The organism is Bradyrhizobium sp. AZCC 2230, assembly GCF_036924495.1.
Classification (GTDB): domain Bacteria; phylum Pseudomonadota; class Alphaproteobacteria; order Rhizobiales; family Xanthobacteraceae; genus Bradyrhizobium; species Bradyrhizobium rifense.
In genome coordinates this window covers 2,709,656-2,730,765 of sequence record NZ_JAZHRS010000001.1, presented here as the reverse complement: position 1 = coordinate 2,730,765, position 21,110 = coordinate 2,709,656, and the positions used below count along the sequence as shown (strand labels likewise).

24 protein-coding genes and 1 pseudogene are annotated in these 21,110 nt (G+C 64.8%); 19 read left to right on the top strand and 6 right to left on the bottom strand.

Going from position 1 to position 21,110, the window contains the following annotated elements; genetic code table 11:
* The first annotated feature begins 80 nt into the window (after positions 1-80).
* The 12 genes and pseudogenes from dapA (at position 81) to V1280_RS13360 (ending at position 8,924) form a co-directional block, all read left to right on the top strand.
* Positions 81-989: a 4-hydroxy-tetrahydrodipicolinate synthase gene (gene dapA, locus V1280_RS13415; protein WP_334538292.1), complete on the top strand. Its 909-nt coding sequence runs from the start codon at positions 81-83 to the stop codon at positions 987-989.
* Between the two features lie 15 nt (positions 990-1,004).
* Positions 1,005-2,195, top strand: a complete 1,191-nt coding sequence (locus tag V1280_RS13410; protein ID WP_334524276.1) for a CaiB/BaiF CoA transferase family protein — start codon at positions 1,005-1,007, stop codon at positions 2,193-2,195.
* Entirely contained in the window at positions 2,192-3,355 is a 1,164-nt protein-coding gene (locus tag V1280_RS13405; RefSeq protein ID WP_334524273.1) for an acyl-CoA dehydrogenase family protein, read from the top strand. The genes V1280_RS13410 and V1280_RS13405 overlap by 4 nt, the downstream gene beginning before the upstream one ends.
* A gap of 10 nt (positions 3,356-3,365) precedes the next feature.
* Positions 3,366-3,773 carry a MaoC/PaaZ C-terminal domain-containing protein gene (locus V1280_RS13400; protein ID WP_334524270.1) on the top strand — a complete coding sequence of 136 codons (408 nt, stop codon included), beginning with the start codon at positions 3,366-3,368 and terminating at the stop codon, positions 3,771-3,773.
* A gap of 3 nt (positions 3,774-3,776) precedes the next feature.
* On the top strand, positions 3,777-4,208 hold the full coding sequence (locus V1280_RS13395) for a MaoC/PaaZ C-terminal domain-containing protein (RefSeq protein ID WP_334524267.1): 432 nt from the start codon (positions 3,777-3,779) through the stop codon (positions 4,206-4,208).
* The gene (locus V1280_RS13390) at positions 4,205-5,158 is read left to right on the top strand and encodes a dihydrodipicolinate synthase family protein (RefSeq protein WP_334524264.1); all 954 of its coding nucleotides are present in this window, start codon (positions 4,205-4,207) and stop codon (positions 5,156-5,158) included. Before V1280_RS13395 ends, V1280_RS13390 begins: the two co-directional genes overlap by 4 nt.
* Positions 5,159-5,169: 11 nt before the next feature.
* Positions 5,170-5,472, top strand: a complete 303-nt coding sequence (locus tag V1280_RS13385; RefSeq protein ID WP_334524262.1) for a hypothetical protein — start codon at positions 5,170-5,172, stop codon at positions 5,470-5,472.
* A gap of 124 nt (positions 5,473-5,596) precedes the next feature.
* Positions 5,597-6,307: an ABC transporter substrate-binding protein gene (locus tag V1280_RS13380; RefSeq protein ID WP_334524259.1), complete on the top strand. Its 711-nt coding sequence runs from the start codon at positions 5,597-5,599 to the stop codon at positions 6,305-6,307.
* Positions 6,300-6,434: a hypothetical protein gene (locus V1280_RS13375; protein WP_334524256.1), complete on the top strand. Its 135-nt coding sequence runs from the start codon at positions 6,300-6,302 to the stop codon at positions 6,432-6,434. The genes V1280_RS13380 and V1280_RS13375 overlap by 8 nt, the downstream gene beginning before the upstream one ends.
* Positions 6,435-6,451: 17 nt before the next feature.
* Positions 6,452-7,102: pseudogene (locus tag V1280_RS13370) on the top strand (amino acid ABC transporter permease); the annotation flags it as partial.
* A gap of 76 nt (positions 7,103-7,178) precedes the next feature.
* Positions 7,179-7,979 (top strand): amino acid ABC transporter ATP-binding protein, encoded by an 801-nt coding sequence (locus V1280_RS13365; protein WP_442895124.1) that lies wholly within the window; start codon positions 7,179-7,181, stop codon positions 7,977-7,979.
* Between the two features lie 15 nt (positions 7,980-7,994).
* Entirely contained in the window at positions 7,995-8,924 is a 930-nt protein-coding gene (locus V1280_RS13360; RefSeq protein ID WP_334524250.1) for a dihydrodipicolinate synthase family protein, read from the top strand.
* Here V1280_RS13360 and V1280_RS13355 read toward each other — a convergent pair.
* Genes V1280_RS13355 through V1280_RS13330 form a run of 6 tightly spaced genes read right to left on the bottom strand, consistent with a single transcriptional unit; the run spans position 8,921 to position 14,476 of the window.
* Positions 8,921-10,225 carry an LLM class flavin-dependent oxidoreductase gene (locus tag V1280_RS13355; RefSeq protein ID WP_334524247.1) on the bottom strand — a complete coding sequence of 435 codons (1,305 nt, stop codon included), beginning with the start codon at positions 10,223-10,225 and terminating at the stop codon, positions 8,921-8,923. The two genes, V1280_RS13360 and V1280_RS13355, sit on opposite strands and share 4 nt — an antisense overlap.
* Positions 10,226-10,229: 4 nt before the next feature.
* On the bottom strand, positions 10,230-10,988 hold the full coding sequence (locus tag V1280_RS13350; protein WP_334524244.1) for an ABC transporter permease: 759 nt from the start codon (positions 10,986-10,988) through the stop codon (positions 10,230-10,232).
* Complete coding sequence (locus V1280_RS13345; protein ID WP_334524241.1) at positions 10,985-11,800, bottom strand: ABC transporter permease; 816 nt, start codon at positions 11,798-11,800, stop codon at positions 10,985-10,987. The genes V1280_RS13350 and V1280_RS13345 overlap by 4 nt, the downstream gene beginning before the upstream one ends.
* On the bottom strand, positions 11,797-12,813 hold the full coding sequence (locus V1280_RS13340) for an ABC transporter substrate-binding protein (protein ID WP_334524238.1): 1,017 nt from the start codon (positions 12,811-12,813) through the stop codon (positions 11,797-11,799). The genes V1280_RS13345 and V1280_RS13340 overlap by 4 nt, the downstream gene beginning before the upstream one ends.
* Before the next feature lie 23 nt (positions 12,814-12,836).
* Complete coding sequence (locus tag V1280_RS13335; RefSeq protein WP_334524235.1) at positions 12,837-13,616, bottom strand: class II aldolase/adducin family protein; 780 nt, start codon at positions 13,614-13,616, stop codon at positions 12,837-12,839.
* Complete coding sequence (locus V1280_RS13330; protein WP_442895231.1) at positions 13,613-14,476, bottom strand: ABC transporter ATP-binding protein; 864 nt, start codon at positions 14,474-14,476, stop codon at positions 13,613-13,615. Before V1280_RS13330 ends, V1280_RS13335 begins: the two co-directional genes overlap by 4 nt.
* 263 nt (positions 14,477-14,739) lie before the next feature.
* Here V1280_RS13330 and V1280_RS13325 point away from each other — a divergent pair, with 263 nt between their 5' ends.
* The 7 genes from V1280_RS13325 (at position 14,740) to V1280_RS13295 (ending at position 21,044) form a co-directional block, all read left to right on the top strand.
* Positions 14,740-15,417 (top strand): GntR family transcriptional regulator, encoded by a 678-nt coding sequence (locus tag V1280_RS13325; protein ID WP_334524229.1) that lies wholly within the window; start codon positions 14,740-14,742, stop codon positions 15,415-15,417.
* Positions 15,418-15,483: 66 nt separating this feature from the next.
* Positions 15,484-16,263 carry an SDR family oxidoreductase gene (locus tag V1280_RS13320; protein WP_045007058.1) on the top strand — a complete coding sequence of 260 codons (780 nt, stop codon included), beginning with the start codon at positions 15,484-15,486 and terminating at the stop codon, positions 16,261-16,263.
* Between the two features lie 7 nt (positions 16,264-16,270).
* Positions 16,271-17,416: a pyridoxal phosphate-dependent aminotransferase gene (locus V1280_RS13315; protein WP_334524221.1), complete on the top strand. Its 1,146-nt coding sequence runs from the start codon at positions 16,271-16,273 to the stop codon at positions 17,414-17,416.
* Between the two features lie 11 nt (positions 17,417-17,427).
* Entirely contained in the window at positions 17,428-18,309 is an 882-nt protein-coding gene (locus V1280_RS13310) for an alpha/beta fold hydrolase (RefSeq protein WP_334524218.1), read from the top strand.
* Between the two features lie 4 nt (positions 18,310-18,313).
* Positions 18,314-19,567 (top strand): Zn-dependent hydrolase, encoded by a 1,254-nt coding sequence (locus V1280_RS13305; protein WP_334524215.1) that lies wholly within the window; start codon positions 18,314-18,316, stop codon positions 19,565-19,567.
* 2 nt (positions 19,568-19,569) lie between these two features.
* Positions 19,570-20,100: a flavin reductase gene (locus V1280_RS13300; RefSeq protein ID WP_334524212.1), complete on the top strand. Its 531-nt coding sequence runs from the start codon at positions 19,570-19,572 to the stop codon at positions 20,098-20,100.
* A 122-nt stretch (positions 20,101-20,222) separates the two neighbouring features.
* Positions 20,223-21,044 (top strand): helix-turn-helix domain-containing protein, encoded by an 822-nt coding sequence (locus V1280_RS13295; protein ID WP_148772216.1) that lies wholly within the window; start codon positions 20,223-20,225, stop codon positions 21,042-21,044.
* Positions 21,045-21,110: the final 66 nt, after the last annotated feature.

Sequence of the window (21,110 nt, the reverse complement as noted above, 5' to 3'; positions counted from 1 at the left end):
CGCAATCGTTTGCATAAATGCTGCGGATATTCCGCAGGTGGCCGCCATGCCCTGAATTTACACGATGACCCGGCAGCTCCCTGATGAAGATGTTTCGCGGCACCTATACCGTCATGATCACCCCGTTCACGCCGTCCGGCGACGTCGATGTCGCGGCGCTGCGCGCGTTCGTGGACTGGCAGATCGCGGAAGGCATTCACGGGCTGATCCCGCTCGGATCGACCGGCGAGTTCCTCTCGCTCGATGATGACGAGAAGGCGCTGGTTGCCGAGGTCGTCATCCGCCAGGCGGCCGGGCGCGTGCCGGTGCTGATCGGCACCGGTGCGGAGGATACGCGGGAAGTGGTGCGCCTCAGCCGCCGTGCTGAAAAACTGGGCGCTGACGGCGTGATGATCATCCCGCCGTTCTACTCGACCCCCACCGACGACGAGCTCGTCCATCACTACAAGACGGTGGCGGATGCGATCTCGCTGCCGATCATGGTCTACAACAACCCGGCGACCGCCAATGTCGATCTCACGCCGCCGCTGGTGGCGCGCATCGCCGGGATCGACAACTGCCTCTATATCAAGGAGTCGACGCTGGAGGTGACGCGCGTGCGCGACATCATCCGCCTCTGCGGCGACAGAATGACCGTGTTCGGCGGCATTCTCGGCTTCGAATCCTTTGTCGAGGGCGCGCAGGGCTGGGTGGCGGTCGCCTCCAATGTGGTGCCGGCGCAGATGGCACGCATCTTCAGCCTCGTTGCCGACGAGGGGAAGATCAAAGAGGCGCGCGAGCTCTATCTGAAATATCTGCCGGTGATCGAATTCGTCGGAGGCCAGGCCTATGTCGCCGGTAGCAAGGCGCTGCTCGGCCATATGGGCTTTGCGGTCGGCAACCCCCGTCCGCCGCGGCTGCCGCTGCCGGCTGCGCAGGACGCGGCCGCGCGCGCGCTGGTCAGGAGTTTCGATTTGGCATGGCGCGGTGCGCCAAACGCGGCTGCCTAAATTGGGTGTGAACGGATGAATCTGCTCGACGGTGTCAAGGTCCTCAGCTTCAATCATTACCTCGCAGGCCCGCTGGCTGCGCAGACGCTCGCCGATCTCGGCGCCGACGTCATTGCGGTCGAGCCGATCGAGGGCGCGTTTCAGCGCAACTGGGCGGTCGCCAACCATTTCGTCGCCGGCGACAGCGTCAATCATCTGGCGACCGGCCGCAACAAGCGCAGCATCGCGGTTGATCTCAAGCATCCCGACGGTATTGCCGCCGTGAACAAGCTGGTGGCGGCGTCCGATGTCGTGATGGAGAATTTTCGGCCGGGCACCATGGCCAAGCTCGGCCTCGGCTACGACACGCTGAAGGCGATCAACCCCGGCCTGATCTATGCGGTCGCAACCGGCTTCGGATCGGAAGGACCGTACAAGGATCGCCCCGGGCAGGATCTGCTTCTCCAGGCGATGTCCGGCCTTGCGATGCGGACCGGACGCGCCGATGGCGAGCCGACGGCGGTCGGCGCGGTCATCGTCGATCAGCACGCGGCCTCGCTCTATGCCATGAGCATTCTCGCTGCATTATTCGCCCGGACCAAGACCGGGAAGGGACGGCTGGTCGAAGTGAACCTCTATCAGGCCGCGATCGATCTTCAGGTCGAGCCGTTGACGGCATGGCTGAACGGCGCTCCATCGCCGACGCCGCGCGGGCCTGCCGGTATTGCCGCCTGGTTCAGCCCCGGGCCTTACGGCGTTCACGCCACGGCGGACGGTCATATGGCGATCTCGATGGCTGCGCCCAAGGCGCTGGCGGTCGCGCTCGACAGTGCGGAGTTGGAGCAGTTCGGCGAGGCTGACAGCTTTTCCAAGCGTGAGGAGATCACGCGGATCGTTGCTATCAGGCTGAAGCAGAAATCGACGGCGGATTGGTTGCCCTCGCTCGAAGCCGCGAAGATCTGGCACGCGCCGGTGCAGGACTATCGCGATCTCGTATCCGATCCCCAGCTCAACCATCTCGGCGTGTTCAAGACGGCCGAGAGTGCAGGCGGCGTGCCGATCCGGATGGTCGCCCATCCCGCGCGCTATGATGGCCAGACGCCTGAGGTGCGGCTGGTGCCGCAGCGGCTCGGTGCTCAGACCCGGGAGGTGCTCGGCGAGATCGGCTATGGTGCCGCTGAGATCGACGCGATGATCGCCGGCAAGGCCATCGGAGTGGCGCGATGATCGATTTTTCGCTGCCTGACGATACCCGCCTTCTGGTCGACACCGTCCGCCGTTTCGTTGAAACCGAGGTGCAGCCGCTCGAAGACGTCGTGGAGCGGACGGCCACGGTGCCGGCCGACGTGCTGGCCGTTACCAAGGCCAAGGCGCAAAAACTCGGCCTCTACGCGATGAACATGCCCGCGGATGTCGGCGGCGGCGGGTTGTCCTGCGTCGAGCATTGCCTCGTCGAGGAAGAGTTCGGCAAGACCTCGGACGCGCTGATCCGCCGTGTGTTCGGCCAAGTCTATCCGATGCTGATGGCCTGCAAGGGCGACCAGGTCGAGTGCTATCTGCGGCCGACCGTGAAGGGCGACAAGATCTGCGCCATGGCGATCACCGAGCCGGGCGCCGGCTCCGACGCCGCCTCGATCAGCACCACCGCGCATCTCGACGGCGAGGAATGGGTGCTGAACGGCACCAAGCATTTCATCAGCGACGGCGACATCGCCGACTACGTGATCCTCATGGCGCTCACTGACAAGGACAAGCGGGCGCGGGGCGGCATCACGCTGTTCCTGGTCGATCGCGGCACACCCGGCTTCAAGGTCGCGCGCACCCAGCCGATGATGGGCCATCGCGGCTATGGCCATGCCGAGCTGAGTTTTGAGGACTGCCGCATTCCCAAGGCGGCCGTGCTCGGCGAGGTCGGCGGCGGCTTCAAACTGATCATGCAGAGCGTGCTCCAGATCCGCCTTGCCCATATCGGCGCCCGCGCCGTCGGCATGGCGCAGCGTGCGCTGGAGATGATGCGCAAGCATGCCGGCGAGCGGCGCCAGTTCGGCCAGCTCATCGGCGATTTCCAGATGGTGCAGAAGCTGATCGCCGATTCCGCCACCGAGATCTTCGGCGTCAAGATGATGGTGATGAACGCTGCCTGGGACATCGATCAGGGGCGGGACGCGCGCGACAAGGTCTCGATGATCAAGGTCGCGGCCTCCGAGATGCAGGGTCGCGTGGTCGACCGCGCCATCCAGGTGTTCGGCGGCATGGGCTTCAGCAAGGACCTGCCGCTGGAGCGCATGTATCGCGATGCCCGAGTTACCCGCATCTATGACGGCACCTCCGAAATCCATCGCATGCTGGTCGCGCGCAGCACCATCAAGAACGGCTTGCAGCTCTAGGGAACGATTGATGTCTCACGCTCTTCTCAAGCCCGGCGCCGCCTTTGCGTTCCGCAAGACCATGACGGTTGCCGAGCAGGCGATGTTCACCGGCATCAGCGGCAATCTCGGCGGTCTCTACGTCGATGCCGTGCGCGCCAAGAAGGCGGGCGCCTCCAACATGGTCGCCTTCGAGCTCGCCGTCGGCGGCCTCGCCACCACGTGCCTGAGCCAGCTCGGCGGACCAACGCGGCGGATCGGCAGCATCGCGCTGAACTTCGCCGCGCCGGTGATCGTCGGCGACTCGGTCGAGGCCAAGGCCGAGATTGTCTCTGTTGCCGGCGACGAGGCTGTCTGCCGCATCACCTGCACGCTGTCGCCGTCCGGCGCGACCGTGGTGGACGGTACCGCGACGCTCGTTCCCTTCGCGAAGGGCTGAGCCATGTACGAGCCAAAGTCCTTCGACGAGCTGAAGGTCAACGACCGGGTCAGCCTCAGCAAGACCATCACCGAGGCGGACGGCGCGCTCTACATTGCGGCGACCGGCGATTTCGGCCCCGTCCACGTCGACGAGGTCTATGCCGGCGCAACGCGCTTCGGCCGACGTCTCGCGCCGGGAATCATGGTCGCGGGCCTCTGCACCAGCATCCTCACCAGCGAGCTGGTCGGCACCATCGGCGTCTCGGTGGAAGACCGCTTCTGGTTCACCGGCCCGGTGTTCTACGGCGACACGCTCACCTTCGACGTCTGGATCGCTGAGCAGCACGACGAGACCCGCACCATCATCTGGGAGGCCAGCGCCCGCAACGAGGGCGGCCTCGAAGTGCTGAAGGCACGGGCGAGCCTGAAATTCCCGCGGCGGAAACCGTCATGAGCAAGCCGATGAAGAAACCCGACTTGCGCGGCGTCACGGTGGCGACTGTGCTGCCCTTCAGGGATGACAGCTCGATCGATTGGGACGGTTATGCCCGCGTGCTCGATTATTGCGCCTGTCCGGACGGGATCGCGGCAGTGTTCGTCAACGGTCACGCCGGCGAGGGCGGCTCGCTCTCGGATGACGAACGTCAGGCCGTGATCGAGCGGACGCGCCGACAAATCGGCGGCAAGCCGCTGCTTTCAGGCATCATCGCGCATTCCACGGCGGAGGCGATCCATCAGGCGCAGCTCGCCGAAGCTGCCGGCGCCGATTGCGCGGTGTTGTTTCCACCCGGGCCGCTCGGCGGCGGTGCTTCGGCGACCTCGCGCGCGCCGCTGGCCTTCGTGCAGGCGGTCAGCTCCGCCATCGGCATTCCCGTATCGATCTTCCAGTATCCGCTCGCGTCCGGCTTCGGCTACTCGCCGGAGACGCTGGCGAAGATCGCAGCCCTCGACAGCGTCATCGCCGTCAAGGAAGGCAGCGATACCATGCTGGCCTACGACGAGAACCGCCGTGCGGTGAAGCGGGCCGATCCCTCGGTCGCGATCCTCCCGTCGAACTTCAACTGGTTCCTGCCGCAGCTGGCCGTCGGTGGCGACGGCATTCTTTCGGGCCTCGTCAGCCTCGCGCCGCATCTGTTCGCAGAGCTTTGGCAGGCCGCTCTTGCCGACGATCTCAAGGCGATGCGCGCTGTCAACGAACGGCTCTATCCAATCGTGCGCTCGATCTACGGGCCGGCGCCGATCATGGACATGCACACGCGCATGAAAGTGGGGCTCAAGGCGATCGGCCTGATCCGCAACGCCGATCCTCGCCCGCCGCTGCTGCCGGTGCTTCCGGCGTTGTGCGACGCCATTGCAACGACCGTCGGCGCGGCGCGTGCGGCCGGCGACGTTCGCGTGGCGTGAGGAACGGGCCCATGCAGGACGAGGCCTTCATCCACATCGTGCGGGTCGACATCGATCCCGAGCACGAAGCCGCGTTCAACGCCTGGTACGAGCAGAAACACTTTCCCGATCTGCTCGCTTGTCCTGGCTGGCTGTCGGCAAGACGTTTCGTCTCCGTCGGCGACGGGCCGAAATACGCCGCCATGTACGACGTTGCGGGACGCTGGGCGTTCGAGACGCCGGAATTCCTGAAGGTGAAGGGTTTCGGCCCGTTCGAATCGCTCGTGAAGAACTTCATGCGCATCCAGCTCAAGCCGATGTCGGGACCGGCCTGAGGGGGATCGACGACGATGCTGCCGGTCGTGTCGCAAGATCAGGCCGGCCGCATCCAAGAAACATCGAGGGGAAACCCCGGGCGAGGGACTGCATCGGTCATTGGCGTTCTACTGGAGGTATCACATGGTCTCGACACTGCTTCGCTTGAGTGCCGCTGCGGCACTCGCTCTCGCATCCGCGGCAGCGCACGCCGCCTGCACGCCGGCGATCACCGACGACAATCTGATTGCGCCCGGCAAGTTGCAACTCTCCATCAACCCGACCAATCCGCCGCAGCAATTCGTCGACAAGGACGGTCAGTTGCAGGGCCTCAACGTGGAACTCGCTGCCGAGCTCGGCAAGCGGTTGTGCCTTCCGATCGAACTCGTCCGGATGGATTTTCCGGCGATGATCCCGGCCATGAACGCGGGCCGCATCGACGGCATCGACACCGGCATGTTCTGGACCGAGGAACGCTCGAAGCTGATGTATATGGTGCCGTACGCCATCCAGGCCATTTCGGTCGTGGTTGCGCCCGACAGCGGCATAAAAATTGCTACCGAAAATGACCTGATCGGAAAAACATCCGCCGTCGAGGTCAGCACCTATCAGATGAATTGGCTCAAGAAGCTCAGCGATACGAGCGTGGCGAAGGGTGGTGCGGCCGTCGAGATACGCACGTTCCCGACGGCGACCAACGTTGTCAGCGCGCTGCTCGCAGGACAAGTAGACAACGCGTTGCTGGTCGACAGCGTAGCGCGCGATCTCACCGGTCGCGGCCGCGTCAAGGAAGTGTTGAGCGGGGCTCGGCACGGCGCGCACCACGCTCGGTTTCCGCAACAAGGCGGTGGTTGATGCCGTCGTCAAGGCGCTGAACGCGATGCGTGCCGATGGCTTCTATCAGGCGCTGTTCGACAAGTTCGGCCTGACCGCCATGCCAGCCGATCAGCCGCTTGCGATCGCCGGCCCCGGTCCGGCCTGAGATACGGAGACGAGCCGATGAGCCATTTCAGTCCGACGGCCGCCGTCAACTACTTCTTCAACTACTTCCTGATGAAGGGTGTGCTCGTCACCATCGGCTTGACGGTGGCGGCGGTCATCGGCGGATTGATTCTCGGTATGGGCATCGCGCTGATGCGCATGTCGTCCAATCCGGTGCTGTCAGGCTTCTCGCGGTTCTACATCTGGTTCTTCCGTGGCACGCCGCTGCTGATCCAGCTCGTGGTGATCTACAGCGGCTTGCCGCAGCTGGGTATCAAGTTCAGCGTGATCACCTGCGCGCTCGTCGGCCTGATCCTTAACGAGGCCGCCTATCTCGCCGAGATCGTGCGCAGCGGCTTCATGGCGGTGTCGGCCGGGCAGCGCGAAGCGGCCTGGGCACTCAGCCTGTCGCCCTGGGTGACGTTCCGCCGCGTGACGCTGCCGCAGGCGTTCCGGTTGATGATCCCGCCGCTCGGCAACTCCATCAATTCGCTCCTGAAGGCGACTTCGCTCGCCTCGGTGATCTCGGTTGAGGAGCTCATGCGCCGCAGCGACATGCTGATGCAGGAGCATTTCCAGATCCTCGAAGTCTATGCGGCGGCAACGGCGTATTATTTGATCCTCACTTCGGTCTGGGATGCGGTCCAGCGCCGGCTGGAGAAGCATTTGGCCGGTCGAGCGCTGCGAAATCCAGGCGGGTCGCGGCGAGGGCGCCGGTCGCGCAGACAAGCGCGGAGGCCCGCGCATGAGCGAGATGTCGATGAATACGGCCAGCGGTGTTGCAGGCGCAATGACACAGCCGCAATTGCGCGAGGTGCCCGCGGTTCGCATGGAGGCCGTCTACAGACACTATGGCGATTTCACCGCGTTGAACCAGGTCGACCTCAAGGTCGCCAAAGGCGAGAAGATCGTGGTCTGCGGTCCCTCCGGCTCGGGCAAGTCAACGCTCATTCGCTGCATCAACCACATCGAGAAGCACGATGAGGGCCTGATCTACGTCAACGGCATCGAGCTCGACCATCAGCGCAAGAATATCGACGCGGTCAGGCGCGACACCGGCATGGTGTTCCAGAGCTTTAATCTGTTTCCGCACATGACGGTGCTGGAGAACTGCACCCTGGCGCCGATGACAGCGAACGGCATGAGCGAGACTGAGGCCAAGGACCTCGCGATGCATTTCTTGACAAAAGTCCGGATTCCGGATCAGGCCGAGAAATTTCCCGGGCAGCTCTCGGGCGGCCAGCAGCAGCGCGTCGCCATCGCCCGCGCGCTGTGCATGCGGCCGAAGATCATGCTGTTCGACGAGCCGACCTCCGCGCTTGACCCCGAGATGGTCAAGGAAGTGCTGGAGACCATGAAGAAGCTCGCGGAAGAGGGTATGACCATGCTGTGCGTGACCCACGAGATGGGTTTTGCCCGCGAGGTCGCCGACCGCATCGTGTTCATGAATGAGGGGAAGGTCGTCGAGCAGGCCGCGCCGGAGGAGTTCTTCAAGAATCCGAAGTCCGAGCGGGCGCGGACGTTCCTCGACCAGATCATTCACTAGCCGATGTCGGCGGGGATGCGGACATTCGGCGATCGCCTGCGCGGCATTCATGCTGCGACGATCGTGCCGATGACGCCCGACTTTCGGGTCGATGAGGCGCAGCTGGCGGCACACCTCGCCTCGGTCGCATCCACAGCCGGCGTCAGTGGGTTATTGGTCAACGGCCACGCCGGCGAGAACTTCGTGCTGTCGCTGGCCGAGAAGCGGCGCGTGGTTGAGCTTGCGCGCGAGCACGCTCCGAAGGATTGCCTGATCGTCTCGGGCGTTAATCACGAATCGAGCCTGGAGGCCGCGCGCGAAGCGGCCACACTGGAGCAAGCGGGTGCGGACGGGCTTCTGGTGTTTCCTCCCAACAGCTGGGCGCTCGGTCACGCCGACGACTGCGTCATCGAGCATCATCGCCATATCCGCGATGCCACGACCGTGCCGCTGATGCTTTACGCCGCGCCGGTCGGTGCGGGCGCGATGGCCTATGCCCCGCCTTTGCTGGAGCGGCTGGTGGCCGACCCCCGCTTCGTCGCGATCAAGGAGGGGAGCTGGGAAGTTGCGACCTACGAGCAGAACCTGCGGCTGATCCACAAGCTGCGACCGGAGTTCGTCGTGCTCGGTTCCGGCGACGAACATCTGCTGACGAGCTATCTCGTCGGTTCCGCCGGCAGCCAGGTGAGCCTTGCCTGCGTCGTGCCGGAGCTTGTCGTCAGCCTCTGGAACGCGGCGGAGGCCGGCGATTGGGAGCGGGCGCGGGCGGCGCACGAGAAGCTCTATCCGCTTGCTGTCGCGATCTACCGCGATGCGCCGGGAGGTCGGGCGACGGTGCGACTCAAGGCCTCCCTGAAACTGCTCGGGCGTCTCTCGTGCGACGCAGCACGTCCACCGCAGCCGCCGGCGAGTTCAAACGAATTGCAGGCGCTCGAACAGGCGCTGCGGAGCGCCGGCGCGCTCTAGGTTGCGAAGAACGGATTGGCCGGCCGCGCGAGGCCGAGGTGATCGCGCAGCGTGGTTCCCTCGTAGTCCGCGCGGAACAACCCGCGCTCCTGCAAGATCGGCACGACGAGCTGGACGAAATCCTCGAAACCTTCGTGGAAATAGGGCGGCATGACGTTGAAGCCGTCGGCGGCATGCTCTTCGAACCAGAGCTGGAGCGTGTCGGCGATGCGCTCGGCCGAGCCGCACAGCACCCAATGGCCGCGGGCGGCAGCTGTGAGGTTGTAGAGGTCGCGCAACGTCATGTTCTCACGGCGGCCCTTGGCCAGCATGACGCTGGCGAAGCTGTGGTAGCTGTCGGACGGCGCGATGTCGGGGATCGGCCCGTCGAGATCGTAGGCAGACATGTCGCGCCCGAAGCGGTCGGACAGGATCGCGAGCGCATTGCTGCCGCTGACGAAGCTCTGGAGTACGTTGAGCTTCTCGAACGCTTCCTTGTCGGTACGGCCGACGACGGGCATGACGCCCGGCAGCACCGTGACATCCTCGGCCTTGCGGCCGCACGCCGGCAGCCGCGTCTTCAGCGAGGTGTAGCCGGCTTTGGCTTCGTCGATGTCCTGCACCACGGAGAATACGATGTCGGCGGTGCGCGCGGCGAGCGCTTGCCCGGCCTCGGAGCCGCCAGCTTGCAGCACGACGGGGCGGCCTTGCGGGCTGCGGCCGATGTTGAGGGGGCCCTTCACCTTGAAGAACGCGCCGTCATGGTCGATCGCACGGAGCTTCGCCGGATCGATGTAGACGCCGCTGGTGCGGTCGGCGACGATGGCATCATCCGCCCAGCCGTCCCACAGGCCCTTGACGATGTCGAGGAACTCGCCGGCCATCTCGTAGCGGCGGGCGTGGTCGGGATGGGTGGTGCCGAAATTTGCCGCCGTTGCCGGATTGGCCGTCGTCACCGCATTCCACGCGGCGCGGCCGTTGGAAATGTGATCGAGCGAGGCGAACACGCGCGCAACCGAGAACGGATCGCTGTAGGTGGTGGAGACGGTGGCGCCGAGGCCGATATGGCTGGTCGAGGTCGCAAGCGCGGCCAGCATCGTCAACGGCTCCAGCCGCAGCGTGTAGGAGGGATGGGCGGCGGCATCGGCATAGAGATTGTCGCCCATGAAGATCAGGTCGAACTTGCCGCGCTCGGCGGTGCGGCCGATCTCCAGGATCGCTGGGAAGTTCTGGAAGCTGTCGACAGCGCCGGGATAGCGCCAGCCGGCGACGTGGCTGCCGGTGCCCAGGATGAACAGGCCGAGATGCATCTGTCGTTTCATGGCGTCATGTCCAGAACAGGATTTTTCGCTCGAGGAAGCCGATCAGGCCGAAGAAGGCGAGGCTCGCGGCAGAGGCGACGAAGATCGCCGACCAGACCTGGACGAAGTCGATCTGGAGCACGGCCTGGTAGATCACCCAGCCGAGCCCACCCTGCGCGCCAAGCATTTCGGTGACGATCGCCACGATGACGCTGCGTACCGTTGAGACGCGCATTCCGGCCAGCAGCAACGGCAGCGCGGTCGGCAGCCGCAGGCGCCACAGCACACCGAAGCGGCTCGCACCAAAACTCTTCATGAGGTCGACGGCGCGGCGATCGACACGGTCGAGCCCGGCCAGCATCGACAGCAGGATGGTGAAGCTCACCGCCATCGCCACCATCACGATCTTCGAGCTGACGCCGATGCCGAACCAGAGCAGGATCAGCGGTGAATAGCCGACCACGGGCACCGAATTGATCGCGGTTGCGAGCGGCAGGATCGAGCTACGCAGCGCCGGCACCAGTGCGATGGCGACGGCTAGCCCGATGCCGATCAGGCAGCCGAGCCCATAGCCCGCGAACGCTTCGAGCAGCGTGTAGCCTGCGGCTTCAATGAGGACCGCGCGCTTGGACCAGAGGCCGAGGAGGATGTCGCTGACCGCGGGGAGCACATAAGCCGGCAGATGCAGTCCGCGCGCAGTGCCCTCCCAGCACGCGATCAGGAGGACGGCGCCAAGAATGCCGCGCTGGACGGCGAGCGAGGGGGAAGCGAGCGCGCGGCTCATTGCTCGGCGTTCCAGAACACGAGGCGCCGCTCGACTGCGGCGACGACGGCATAGAAGCCGGTGCCGAGCAGGGCGGCGGCGAGCAGTGCCGCCCAGATCGCGACGACGTTCTCAGTAAACATGGCCTGGAGCAGCAACACGCCAAGCCCGGTGGTGTCGCCGAACCATTCGCCGACGATGGCGCCGACGAGGCTCAGCGATGCGGCCAGTCGCAGCGCCACGAAGATCTGCGGCAGGGCAGTCGGAAGCTGCAAGCGGAGCAGGAGCTGGCGGTTGGAGGCACCAAAGCTGCGCATCAGGTCGACCTGCTTGGGGTCGACGGTCTCGAGGCCCAGCAGCGTGTTCACCGTCACCGGGAAGAAGGTCAGGTAGAACGCGATGATCGCCTTGGCGAGCAGCGTGTTGCCGAACCACAGCACGACCAGCGCGCCGAAGGCGATGACTGGAATGGTCTGCGACACCACGAAGATCGGAAAGATCATCTCGCGCAGCGCGCGGACGCGGAAGAACACGACGCCCATGAACACGCCGAATGCGCCGCCGGAGGCAAAGCCGATCAGCGTCTCGGCGAGGGTGCGCAGGAAGCCGTCGACATAGGCGCGGGGCGTCGCCGCCATCGCCATCAGGATCGTGCTGAGGCGCGGCAGATAATAGGGGCGGATGCCGAACAGCAGCACCGCACCTTCCCAGATCACCGCTGCGATGGCGAGGCCGAACAGGAGCCGGATCAGCTTGCGCAGCGAATCCGGCATCGTGATCGACCGTGCAGCCGCGCGGCCGTCACCAAGCGATGTCGCGGCCGGGCTACTCACGGCAGCCGGTCCGCCGCCGGGATGCTTTGGATGAAGCTGGCGTCATAGGCGGCGGCGAGGTCGAGCGGCTTGGAGATCACGCCGTATTTCAGGAAGAAGTCGTGGGCGGTCTTGACCGCGTCGGCGTCGATCCAGAACATGCCGTTCTTCGAGGCTGTGCCCGCTGTCATCAGGCGCTTCACCTCGGTCAGCATGAACTCCTGCTGTGCGCGGTCAAGCGTCGGGGCTACGGCCATCACGGTGTCGACGGCGCCCTTCGGATCGGAGAACGCATCCTTCCAGCCCTTCAGCGAAGCACGCAGGAAGGCCTTGACGAGCTCCGGCTTCTCCTTGGCGGTCGCCTCGGCCACGATCAGCGTGTCGCGCGGGAAGGTGATGCCGTAATCTTCGGCGACGAAGGTCTTCAGGCTGTCCTTCGGCATGCGCGACTGGATGGTGTAGAACTCGTTGTAATAGGTCGCCGTGATCACGTCGACGTTGCCGTCGACGAAGGGCGTCACTGACACCTGCTGCGGCTGGATCTTCAGTTCATCCGGCTTGATGCCTTCCTTGGCCAGCATGCCGTTCAGCACGTGATTGGCGCCGGTGAACCAGGTGGTGACGGTCTTGCCCTTGAAGTCCTGGATCGTCTTCACTGGGCCGTCCTTGCGGGTAACGAAGATGAACGGCGTGATCTGGTGCGAGATGCCGATGCAGACGATCGGCAGTCCCTTGTCACGGGCGGCAAACACGCTGTCGGTGCCGCCGGAGAGGCCGAATGTGTCGGCACCGGTCGCAACCAGGTTTTCGGTGAGCAGATTGGGCCCGCCCGGATTGATGGTGAGGTCGATGCCTTCGGCCTTGTAATAGCCCTTGGCGGCCGCGACGTAGAAGCCGGCGAACTGCGCTTGCGGCAACCATTTCAGGCGCAGGCTCGCCTTCTGCAACTCGGCGGCGGGCGCAGGCGCGACGAGCGAGCCGGTCGCCAGTGCGATGGCGGAGAGGACGGAGAAGGCGTGGCGTCGGCTCAACATGGTCATACTCCAGGCAATGACAATCAATTGCGATAGGATGGATCGGTGCGGTCGAGCTGGCGCATCAGTGCCGGCCATTCGCGTTCGCCGGGCACGAGAATGTCGCCCTGCAGTTCCCAGAATTGGCGGGCTGCCTTCTCGCAGACCTCGTGCGGCGGCATCACGAGCTTGGCGCCGGCTGCGGTCGCGGCCTGCATCTGGAGCTGGATCCGCGCGGCGCGCTCGAAATAATAGAGCAGCATGAAAGCTTCGCCTGGCGTCCGGCCGACAGTGAGGATGCCGTGATTACGCATCAGCATCACCTTGTGCGGGCCGAGATCGCGCACCAGGCGAACTTGCTCGTCCAGGTCGATGGCGACGCCCTCGTAATCGTGAAAAGCCTGGCGATCGTAGAAGCGCATCGCGAACTGGCTGAGCGGCAGCAGGCCCTTCTCCTGTCCGGAGACTGCAACGCTCGCGTCGGAATGGGTGTGCAGCACGCAGGCCGCATCATGGTTCGAGGTGTGGATCGCGGCATGGATGACGAAGGCGGCGACGTTGACGGCCTGCGGCGTGTCGTCGAGCTTGTTGCCCTTGGTGTCGATCTTCACCAGGCTCGAGGCTGTGATCTCGTCGAACAGCAGCCCATAGGGATTGATCAGGAACTGATCGTCATGGCCGGGAACGCGCATCGAGATGTGATTATAGATCAAGTCGTCCATGCCGAGCTTGGCGACCATGCGATAGCAGGCGGCGAGCTTGATGCGAGCGTCCCACTCCGCCGGATCGATCCCCCGCGGTTCTCTCGCTGACATCGCGTTCATTGCGACTTCTCCTGCGCGATGGAGGATTGGAACGATTTCATGCTTTCCTCCTCGATCGCATCGAGCAGCGTGCGCTTGAGGCGCACGAATTCAGGGGAGGTGACGATCTCGGGCTTGCGCGGGCGAGGAAGATCGACGACCTGTTCGAGCTTCACCGAGCCGGGACGTGCGGTCATGACCAGCACGCGGTCGCCGAGGAAGATCGCCTCGTCGACGTCGTGGGTGATGAAGAGAATGGTGCGGCGGTATTTCTGCCAGACATCGAGCAGCCAGCGCTGCATCATCGCCCGCGTCAGCGCGTCGAGCGCGCCGAACGGCTCGTCCAGCAGCATCAGGTCGCGCTCGAACAGGAAGGTGCGCATCAGGGCGACGCGCTGGCGCATGCCACCCGATAATTGATTGGGATATTGCTTCTCGAAACCTGCGAGCCCGAACTCGGGCAGCATCTTCAGCGCCTTGGCACGCGCCTGGTCGCGCGGCATGCCCTCGACCTCTAGCGCGAGGATGGCGTTGTCCACCACGTTACGCCAGGGAAACAAGAGGTCGCGCTGCGGCATGAAGGAGACGCGGCCGAGCAGGTCGGCGGCATGGCAGCTCTTGCCTTCGAAGCGCAGGATGCCGCCGGCGTCGGGCTCCTCAAGGCCGGCGACGATGTTGAAGAGGGTGCTCTTGCCGCAGCCGCTGGGGCCGACGACGGTGACGAACTCGCCGGGGGCGACGCTCGCCTGAAGTCCGGACAGCGCCACGACGGAGCCAAAGGTCTTGTTGATCGCACGCATTTCAAGCAGCGGCTCAGGCTTCGGCTGGGCCTGCGGGGCTTCGGTGGTCGGTCCGGGATTGGGGAGGCGGGCGGCCTGCACCGGCATGTCCTTGTATAATGGCGGCGGCCATTCGCATACGACAGCGGACCGCATCGAAATCTCTTAGCAACTCGTGTGCCAGTGCCATTTCCAGGCAAATCAGGCATAAGACTTGCGAGCCTCTGAGACGAAGGCGCGCGAGTCGTGTGTGTCCGAGACGGAAATCAGCCGTTTCGCTGGAGTGTGGGTGCCATTTTGTATACGTATATTGTTCTTGGAGAAACATGATGGCGGATATTGGTGCACATAACGGAGGCAGGCGCGTGAAAAATGGGCACGATGCCTTGGCACCAGGCCCCGGCATGACGCTCGCCGAGAGCCTGCGCCAGAAGCTCGAAGGGGCGATCGCGGCGGGGCATCTCGAGCCGGGCAGCCGGCTCGACGAGCAGGAGATCGCCCAGCGTTTCGGGGTCTCGCGCACGCCGGTTCGGGAGGCGTTCCGTCTGATGGCCGCCAACAATCTGGTCGAACTGCGCGGGCGGCAGGGAGCGACGGTCCGCAGCATCAAGGCGCAGGCGCTGATCGAGATGTTCCAGGTGATGGCGGAGCTCGAAGGCCTCTGCGCGCGGCTCGCGGCGCGGCGCGTCTCCCAGGCCTGGGGCAGTGAAATCGGCGAGATTCATCAGCGGCTTATGACGGCAGGCGAAACCGGCGACGTCGATGTCTTCTACGACATCAATCAGGAATTCCACGAGGCGATCTACGAGGCCTCGCGCAATGCCTTCCTTGCCGACCAGACCCGCAAGCTGCGCAATCAGGTCGCCGCCTATCGCCGCCGGGTGACGCGCATGCCGAACCGGATCGCCGACACCATCCGTGAGCATGAGGCGATCATGCAGGCGATCCTGGCCCATGATCCGGACCGCGCGCACACCGCCATGCGGGACCACGTCAACCTGCTCGGCGACAATTTGCTGGACTTCCTGGCCGCCTTCGAATGACCTCCCGGCCTCTTGGTATGCAAATTGCTAGACCTTGTATATCTAGCTCGCATCCTGGAGACCCCTGTGGACCTGAAGCTGACGAACAAGACCGCCTTGATTACCGGCGCGTCGAAAGGAATTGGACTTGCGGTGGCCGAACTCTTCGCCGCGGAGGGGTGCCATCTGCATCTGGCCGCCCGCAACGGCGAGGCCATGCTTCAGGCCAAGCGGGAGCTGGAATCCCGCCACGGCGTAAAGATCACGATCCATGCGCTCGACCTGTCGAGCACCGCTGCGATGGAGAAGCTCGCGGCCGAAGTCGGCGACATCGACATCCTCATCAACAATGCCGGTGACATCCCAGCAGGCTCGCTGGAGATCCTCGACGACGCGGCCTGGCGGCGCGGCTTCGATCTCAAGGTGTTCGGCTACATCACGTTGTCGCGTCTTTATTATCCCCGCATGAAGGGCAAGGACGGCGTCATCATCAACATCATCGGCAATTCGGGTGAGAACTGGGACGCGAGCTACATCGCGGGCTCGACCGGCAATGCGGCGCTGATGTCCTTCACCAAGGCGCTCGGCGGCCGCAGCCTCGATCACGGCGTGCGCGTCGTCGCGGTCAATCCGGGGCCGGTGGCCACCGACCGCATGCTCAAGATCATGAAGCGGAAGTCGATCGACATGCTCGGCGACGAAAGCCGCTGGGAGGAGCTGTTCGACAAATATCCCGGCAAGCGCCCGGCAACATCTGAAGAGGTCGCCGATCTCGTCGCGTTCCTGTCCTCACCGCGGTCCGGCTACATCACCGGCACCGTAGTGACGATCGACGGCGGCATCGCCGCGCGCGGCTCGGTGATCTGAGGCGCCGATGTCAGGACCTCAATCGGCGGCGCTCGTCCGCAACCGCTATTTCGACGAGCTCTCGGCGACGCCGGGACTCTGCTGGCTCGGCCAGAACACCAACCACATCGAGAGTCACCCCGCCGTGCGCGAGGCGATGCTGCGTTCGATCGAGGCTGGCGAGTTCAATGCCTACGCCCCGCCGCTTGGCTTCGAGGCACTGCGCGCCGCGATCGTCGCTGATCTCGGGACGCCCGGCGCTGAGGCACTGGTGACTGAGGGCGGCGTCAACGCGCTGGCGATGATCTGCCGCGCCCGCTGCAAGCCCGGCACCACGCTGGTGACGACCGATCCGACCTGGAAATGGCCGTGCCTGTTCGCGCGCCAGCAGGGCGCCGAGGTGATCGAGATTCCGATCTACGATCCCGCCTGCAATTACCGCCTGACGCCCGAGGCGTTGAAGGCGCATGTCGATGAGCGCACCGCGATCATTTATCTGGTCGATCCCAACAATCCGCTCGGCATCCGCTACACCCGCGAGGAGATCGAAAGCTTTGCGGCGATCGCGCGCGATTGCGGCGCGCTGCTGGTGCACGACTGCACCTATCGCGATTTCGCCGACGGCCACACGCCGGCACTTCATGTGGCGCCGAAAGGCTCGGTGGTCTCGACCAGCTTTTCGAAATGGCTCGGGCTCGCCGGCCTGCGCATCGGTGCGCTTGTCGCAGCGCCCGACCTGTTCGAGGAATTGGCGCAGACCTCCACCAGCGTGCTCGGCGCGAGCGTCATCGCCCAGCGCGCCGCGCAGGCGGGCTTGTCGGTCAAGGCCGAATGGATGAAGAAGGTCCGCAGCACCGACCGCGCCAACAAGGCGATGATCCAGGAGGCGGCGGCCGGTATCGAGGGACTCGCGCTGCCGATCATGCCCTCGCACGGAAACTTCCTGGTGCTCGAAACCATCGCGGCGGGCATCCGCCCCGAGGCGCTGGTCGAGTGCTATCGCCGCCAGGGCATCATGATCCGCCAGGGCACTTATCACACCCAGCGCTTCGGCGACCGTTTCGTGAAGATCAGCACCTCGGTGCCGCAGGCCTGGGTCGAAAAGCTCTGCACGCTCCTGCCGGAGATGGTCGCGCAGGCACGCACGCTCAACGACCTGCCGCCGCAATTCTAGGGACGATGCCGATGACGATGATCACAACGAAGGACGGCGTGAAGCTTCATGTGGAAGAGGCGGGCGAGGGCACGCCGATCCTCTTCATCCACGAGTTCGGCGGCAATCACGAAAGCTGGGAGCCGCAGCTCCGCTATTTCAGCCGCCGCCACCGCTGCATCGGCTACGCCGCGCGCGGCTATCCGCCGTCGGACGTGCCCGACAGCGTGGAGGCCTATTCGCAGGCGATCGCTGCGGACGATGCGGTCGCCGTGCTCGACGCGCTCAAGATCGAGAAAGCGCACATCGTCGGCCTCTCCATGGGCGGCTTCTGCACGGTGCATTTTGGCCTGCGCACGCCGGAGCGCGCTTTGTCGCTCACCGTTGCCGGCGCCGGCTATGGCTGCGAGAAGGAGTTCGAGGAGTATTTTCGTGGCGTCTCGTTGGAAGTCGCGGACAATTTCGAAAAGCAGGGCGCGAAAGAGTTTTCGAAGATCTATGCGCTCGGTGCGAGCCGCGTTCAGTTTCAGAACAAGGATCCGCGCGGCTGGCAGGAATTCGCCGATCGCCTTGCCACCCATTCCGATCGCGGTGCCGCCAACACTATGCGCGGCGTCCAGGCGCGCCGACCGTCTTTCTACGATCTCGAAGACGGCTTGAAGAAGATGACGGTGCCGACGCTGGTCGTCGTCGGTGACGAGGACGATCACTGCCTCCAGCCCGGCATCTTCCTGAAGAAGACTATTCCGGCCTGTGGCCTCTCGGTGTTCCCCAAGACCGGCCACACGCTCAATCTCGAAGAACCGGCGGCATTCAACGCACTGCTCGCCGAGTTCATCGCCCAGGTCGAGGCCGGACACTGGCTGCCGCGCGATCCCCGCGCGCTGCCGGGCCAGATTATGCGTACGAAGTAGGTCGATGACGAGCCAGCCTCTGATCAACGCAGATCGGCTTTGGGCGCGACTGATGTCGCTCGCCGAGATCGGCGCGACGCCGGCCGGCGGGGTCAACCGCCAGGCGCTGAGCGATGGCGAGATCGCGGCGTGGCGACGTGTCATCGGCTGGGCGCTTGAGGCAGGATTGACACCGTCGACGGATGCCGCGGGAAACCTGTTCCTGACGCTGGCCGGCCGCGACCGCGCCGCGCCGCCGCTTCTCCTTGGTAGTCATCTCGATAGCCAGCCGACCGGCGGCAAGTTTGACGGCGCGGCCGGCGTGATGGCGGCGTTGGAGGCGGCCGTCTCACTCGCCGAGCAAGGCGAGAAGCCCGCACGCGATGTCGTCGTCGTCGCATGGATGAACGAGGAAGGCTCGCGCTTCGCCCCGGGCATGATGGGTTCGGAGGCCTTTACCGGCGAGCGCGACATGGACGCGATCCGCGCCGCGCGCGATGCAGACGACATCACCGTCGGCGAGGCGCTCGATCGCCTCCATCAGGCTTTTCCCGATATGCCGCATCGACCACTCGGCTTTGCGGTCGGAGCCTATCTCGAATTTCACATCGAGCAGGGGCCGTTGTTGGAAGCCGCCGCCTGCACCATCGGTGTCGTCACCGGCATCCAGGGCAAGAAGACCTTCCAGGTGGTGGTCGAGGGTGCCGAGGGCCATGCCGGCACGCTGGCGCAGTTGGAGCGGCGGGATGCGCTCGCGGCCTTTGCCCGGATGGCGAAGGCGCTGCATACCGAGATCGGCACCATTGACGCGGACGTCAAATTCACCATCGGCCGGGTTATAGTCTCGCCGAATGCGCCGTCCGTGGTGCCGTCGCGCGTCAGCTTCAGTATCGATCTGCGTCACCCTGACAATGCCGTGCTCGAAGCGGCCGGTGCGCGTATCAAAGCTCTTTGCGAGGAGAACGCCTCACCGTGCACGGTCACGGTGACGCCGCTCGTCGATGCGCCGTCGAACGCCTTCGATGAGCGCCTGCGGGCGAGCATCGCAGAGGCGGCGCGTGAGCAGGGACATTCCGCCATGACGATCCTTTCCGCGGCCGGTCACGATGCCCGTCATCTCGCCAAAATCTGTCCCGCTGCGATGATCTTCATCCCGTGCCGCGACGGCGCGAGCCATGTCGAGCACGAATGGGCCGAACCTGATCACGTTGCCGCCGGCGCGTCCGTGTTGGTGCAGGTGTTGCGCAGGCTCGCCTTTGCGCCTGCCGTCGAGGCGTAAGGATGCAGGACGTCGCCCCTCAAGACTACCGCGACGCGATGGCTTGTCTCGGTGCGGTCGTCAGTATCGTCACGACCGACGGCGGCGCGGGCCGTGCCGGATTTACTGCATCTGCGATTTGCAGCGTCACCGACGATCCGCCGACGCTGCTGGTCTGCATCAACCGCGGCTCCTCGGCCTATGCCAGCGTGACGCGCAACAAGTTGGTGTGCGTCAACGTGCTCTCGGCCCGGCACGAGCCACTGTCCCGCCTGTTCGGCGGCAAGGTGCCAGCGGAGGAACGGTTTGCCGCGGCCGCGTGGTCGACGCTCGAAACAGGCGCGCCGGTGCTGGCCGACTGTGCTGCCGCGTTCGACTGCCGGATTGCCGATATCGTCAATGTCGGCACGCATGATGTGCTGTTCTGCCGCGTCGTGGCCCTGCAAAAATCCGGCTGCACCGACAATCTGATCTATTTTGGCCGCGCCTATCATACGGTCGGGGTGACCGATCCAGCCTGGACTGGACCCGAATCCGCTCTTGGCCGATCCTGATGGGGCCGGCGGCGCGACGTGCGGCACTTTTGATGGTCGATGAACCATTGGTGGTTGCATAGCAATATCCATTACCTCGGGGGTAATGGATGGGCCGAAATGCACGTGGTAGGTTTGTGACCATGAACGCACATGCATCCACGGCACGCGCCGAACCCAGCCAGCCGGTCCATATCGGCGACCATTTGCGCGAATGGCGGCAGCGCCGCCGCATGAGCCAGCTCGATCTCGCCGGCGAGGCCGAGATCTCCGCGCGCCATCTCAGCTTCGTCGAAACCGGCCGCGCCGCGCCGTCGCGCGACATGGTGCTGCGGCTTGCCGAGCGCCTCGACGTGCCCTTGCGCGAACGCAACGTGCTGCTGGTCGCGGCCGGCTACGCGCCGGCCTTTCCGCAACGCCCGCTGGAGGATCCCGCCTTGAAATCAGCCCGTCAGGCGATCGACCTCGTGCTCAGGGCCCACGAACCCAATCCGGCACTGGCCTATGACCGGCACTGGAATCTGGTGACCGCCAACCGCATGGTGGCGCCGCTGCTCGAAGGCGTTCCGGAGCGGTTGCTCGGCCAGCCCTTCAACGTGCTGCGGCTCGCCTTTCATCCGGAGGGGCTCGCACCGCGCACGGTCAATCTCGCGGAATGGTGCGCGCATCTGCTCGAGCGCCTGCACCGGCAATGCGAGGCGACGGCCGATCCGGAGCTGATCAAGCTCTATCACGACCTCAAGAGCTATCCGATTCCGGCGCGCTCGGGGCCGCTGGGAAGCGACAATGTCGCGATCCCCTTCAAGCTGCGCCATGACGGGGGGATACTAAGTTTCTTCTCCACCACCATGGTGTTCGGGACGCCGGTCGATATCACCCTGTCGGAGCTCGCGCTGGAGACGTTCTTTCCGGCGGACGAACGCACCGCCGAATGGCTGAGACAGACGGCCGCAAAAGTGGCCTAGCACCCTCTAGCACCCTTGCCTCGGGCGGCGTTCGGCTTATCTTCCGACAAAACCGCACCGCCCGAA

What these genes read in the sequence shown, in the direction of transcription:
- V1280_RS13390 (WP_334524264.1), top strand. Translation starts at nt 4,205, where the DNA reads ATGAGCAAGCCGATGAAGAAACCCGACTTGCGCGGCGTCACGGTGGCG.
- V1280_RS13300 (WP_334524212.1), top strand. Translation starts at nt 19,570, where the DNA reads ATGCAGGACGTCGCCCCTCAAGACTACCGCGACGCGATGGCTTGTCTC.
- V1280_RS13295 (WP_148772216.1), top strand. Translation starts at nt 20,223, where the DNA reads ATGAACGCACATGCATCCACGGCACGCGCCGAACCCAGCCAGCCGGTC.
- V1280_RS13340 (WP_334524238.1), bottom strand. Translation starts at nt 12,813, where the DNA reads ATGTTGAGCCGACGCCACGCCTTCTCCGTCCTCTCCGCCATCGCACTG.
- V1280_RS13385 (WP_334524262.1), top strand. Translation starts at nt 5,170, where the DNA reads ATGCAGGACGAGGCCTTCATCCACATCGTGCGGGTCGACATCGATCCC.
- V1280_RS13380 (WP_334524259.1), top strand. Translation starts at nt 5,597, where the DNA reads ATGGTCTCGACACTGCTTCGCTTGAGTGCCGCTGCGGCACTCGCTCTC.
- V1280_RS13365 (WP_442895124.1), top strand. Translation starts at nt 7,179, where the DNA reads ATGAGCGAGATGTCGATGAATACGGCCAGCGGTGTTGCAGGCGCAATG.
- V1280_RS13405 (WP_334524273.1), top strand. Translation starts at nt 2,192, where the DNA reads ATGATCGATTTTTCGCTGCCTGACGATACCCGCCTTCTGGTCGACACC.
- V1280_RS13315 (WP_334524221.1), top strand. Translation starts at nt 16,271, where the DNA reads ATGTCAGGACCTCAATCGGCGGCGCTCGTCCGCAACCGCTATTTCGAC.
- V1280_RS13400 (WP_334524270.1), top strand. Translation starts at nt 3,366, where the DNA reads ATGTCTCACGCTCTTCTCAAGCCCGGCGCCGCCTTTGCGTTCCGCAAG.
- V1280_RS13335 (WP_334524235.1), bottom strand. Translation starts at nt 13,616, where the DNA reads ATGAACGCGATGTCAGCGAGAGAACCGCGGGGGATCGATCCGGCGGAG.
- V1280_RS13410 (WP_334524276.1), top strand. Translation starts at nt 1,005, where the DNA reads ATGAATCTGCTCGACGGTGTCAAGGTCCTCAGCTTCAATCATTACCTC.
- V1280_RS13395 (WP_334524267.1), top strand. Translation starts at nt 3,777, where the DNA reads ATGTACGAGCCAAAGTCCTTCGACGAGCTGAAGGTCAACGACCGGGTC.
- V1280_RS13305 (WP_334524215.1), top strand. Translation starts at nt 18,314, where the DNA reads ATGACGAGCCAGCCTCTGATCAACGCAGATCGGCTTTGGGCGCGACTG.
- V1280_RS13355 (WP_334524247.1), bottom strand. Translation starts at nt 10,225, where the DNA reads ATGAAACGACAGATGCATCTCGGCCTGTTCATCCTGGGCACCGGCAGC.
- V1280_RS13350 (WP_334524244.1), bottom strand. Translation starts at nt 10,988, where the DNA reads ATGAGCCGCGCGCTCGCTTCCCCCTCGCTCGCCGTCCAGCGCGGCATT.
- V1280_RS13360 (WP_334524250.1), top strand. Translation starts at nt 7,995, where the DNA reads ATGCGGACATTCGGCGATCGCCTGCGCGGCATTCATGCTGCGACGATC.
- V1280_RS13310 (WP_334524218.1), top strand. Translation starts at nt 17,428, where the DNA reads ATGACGATGATCACAACGAAGGACGGCGTGAAGCTTCATGTGGAAGAG.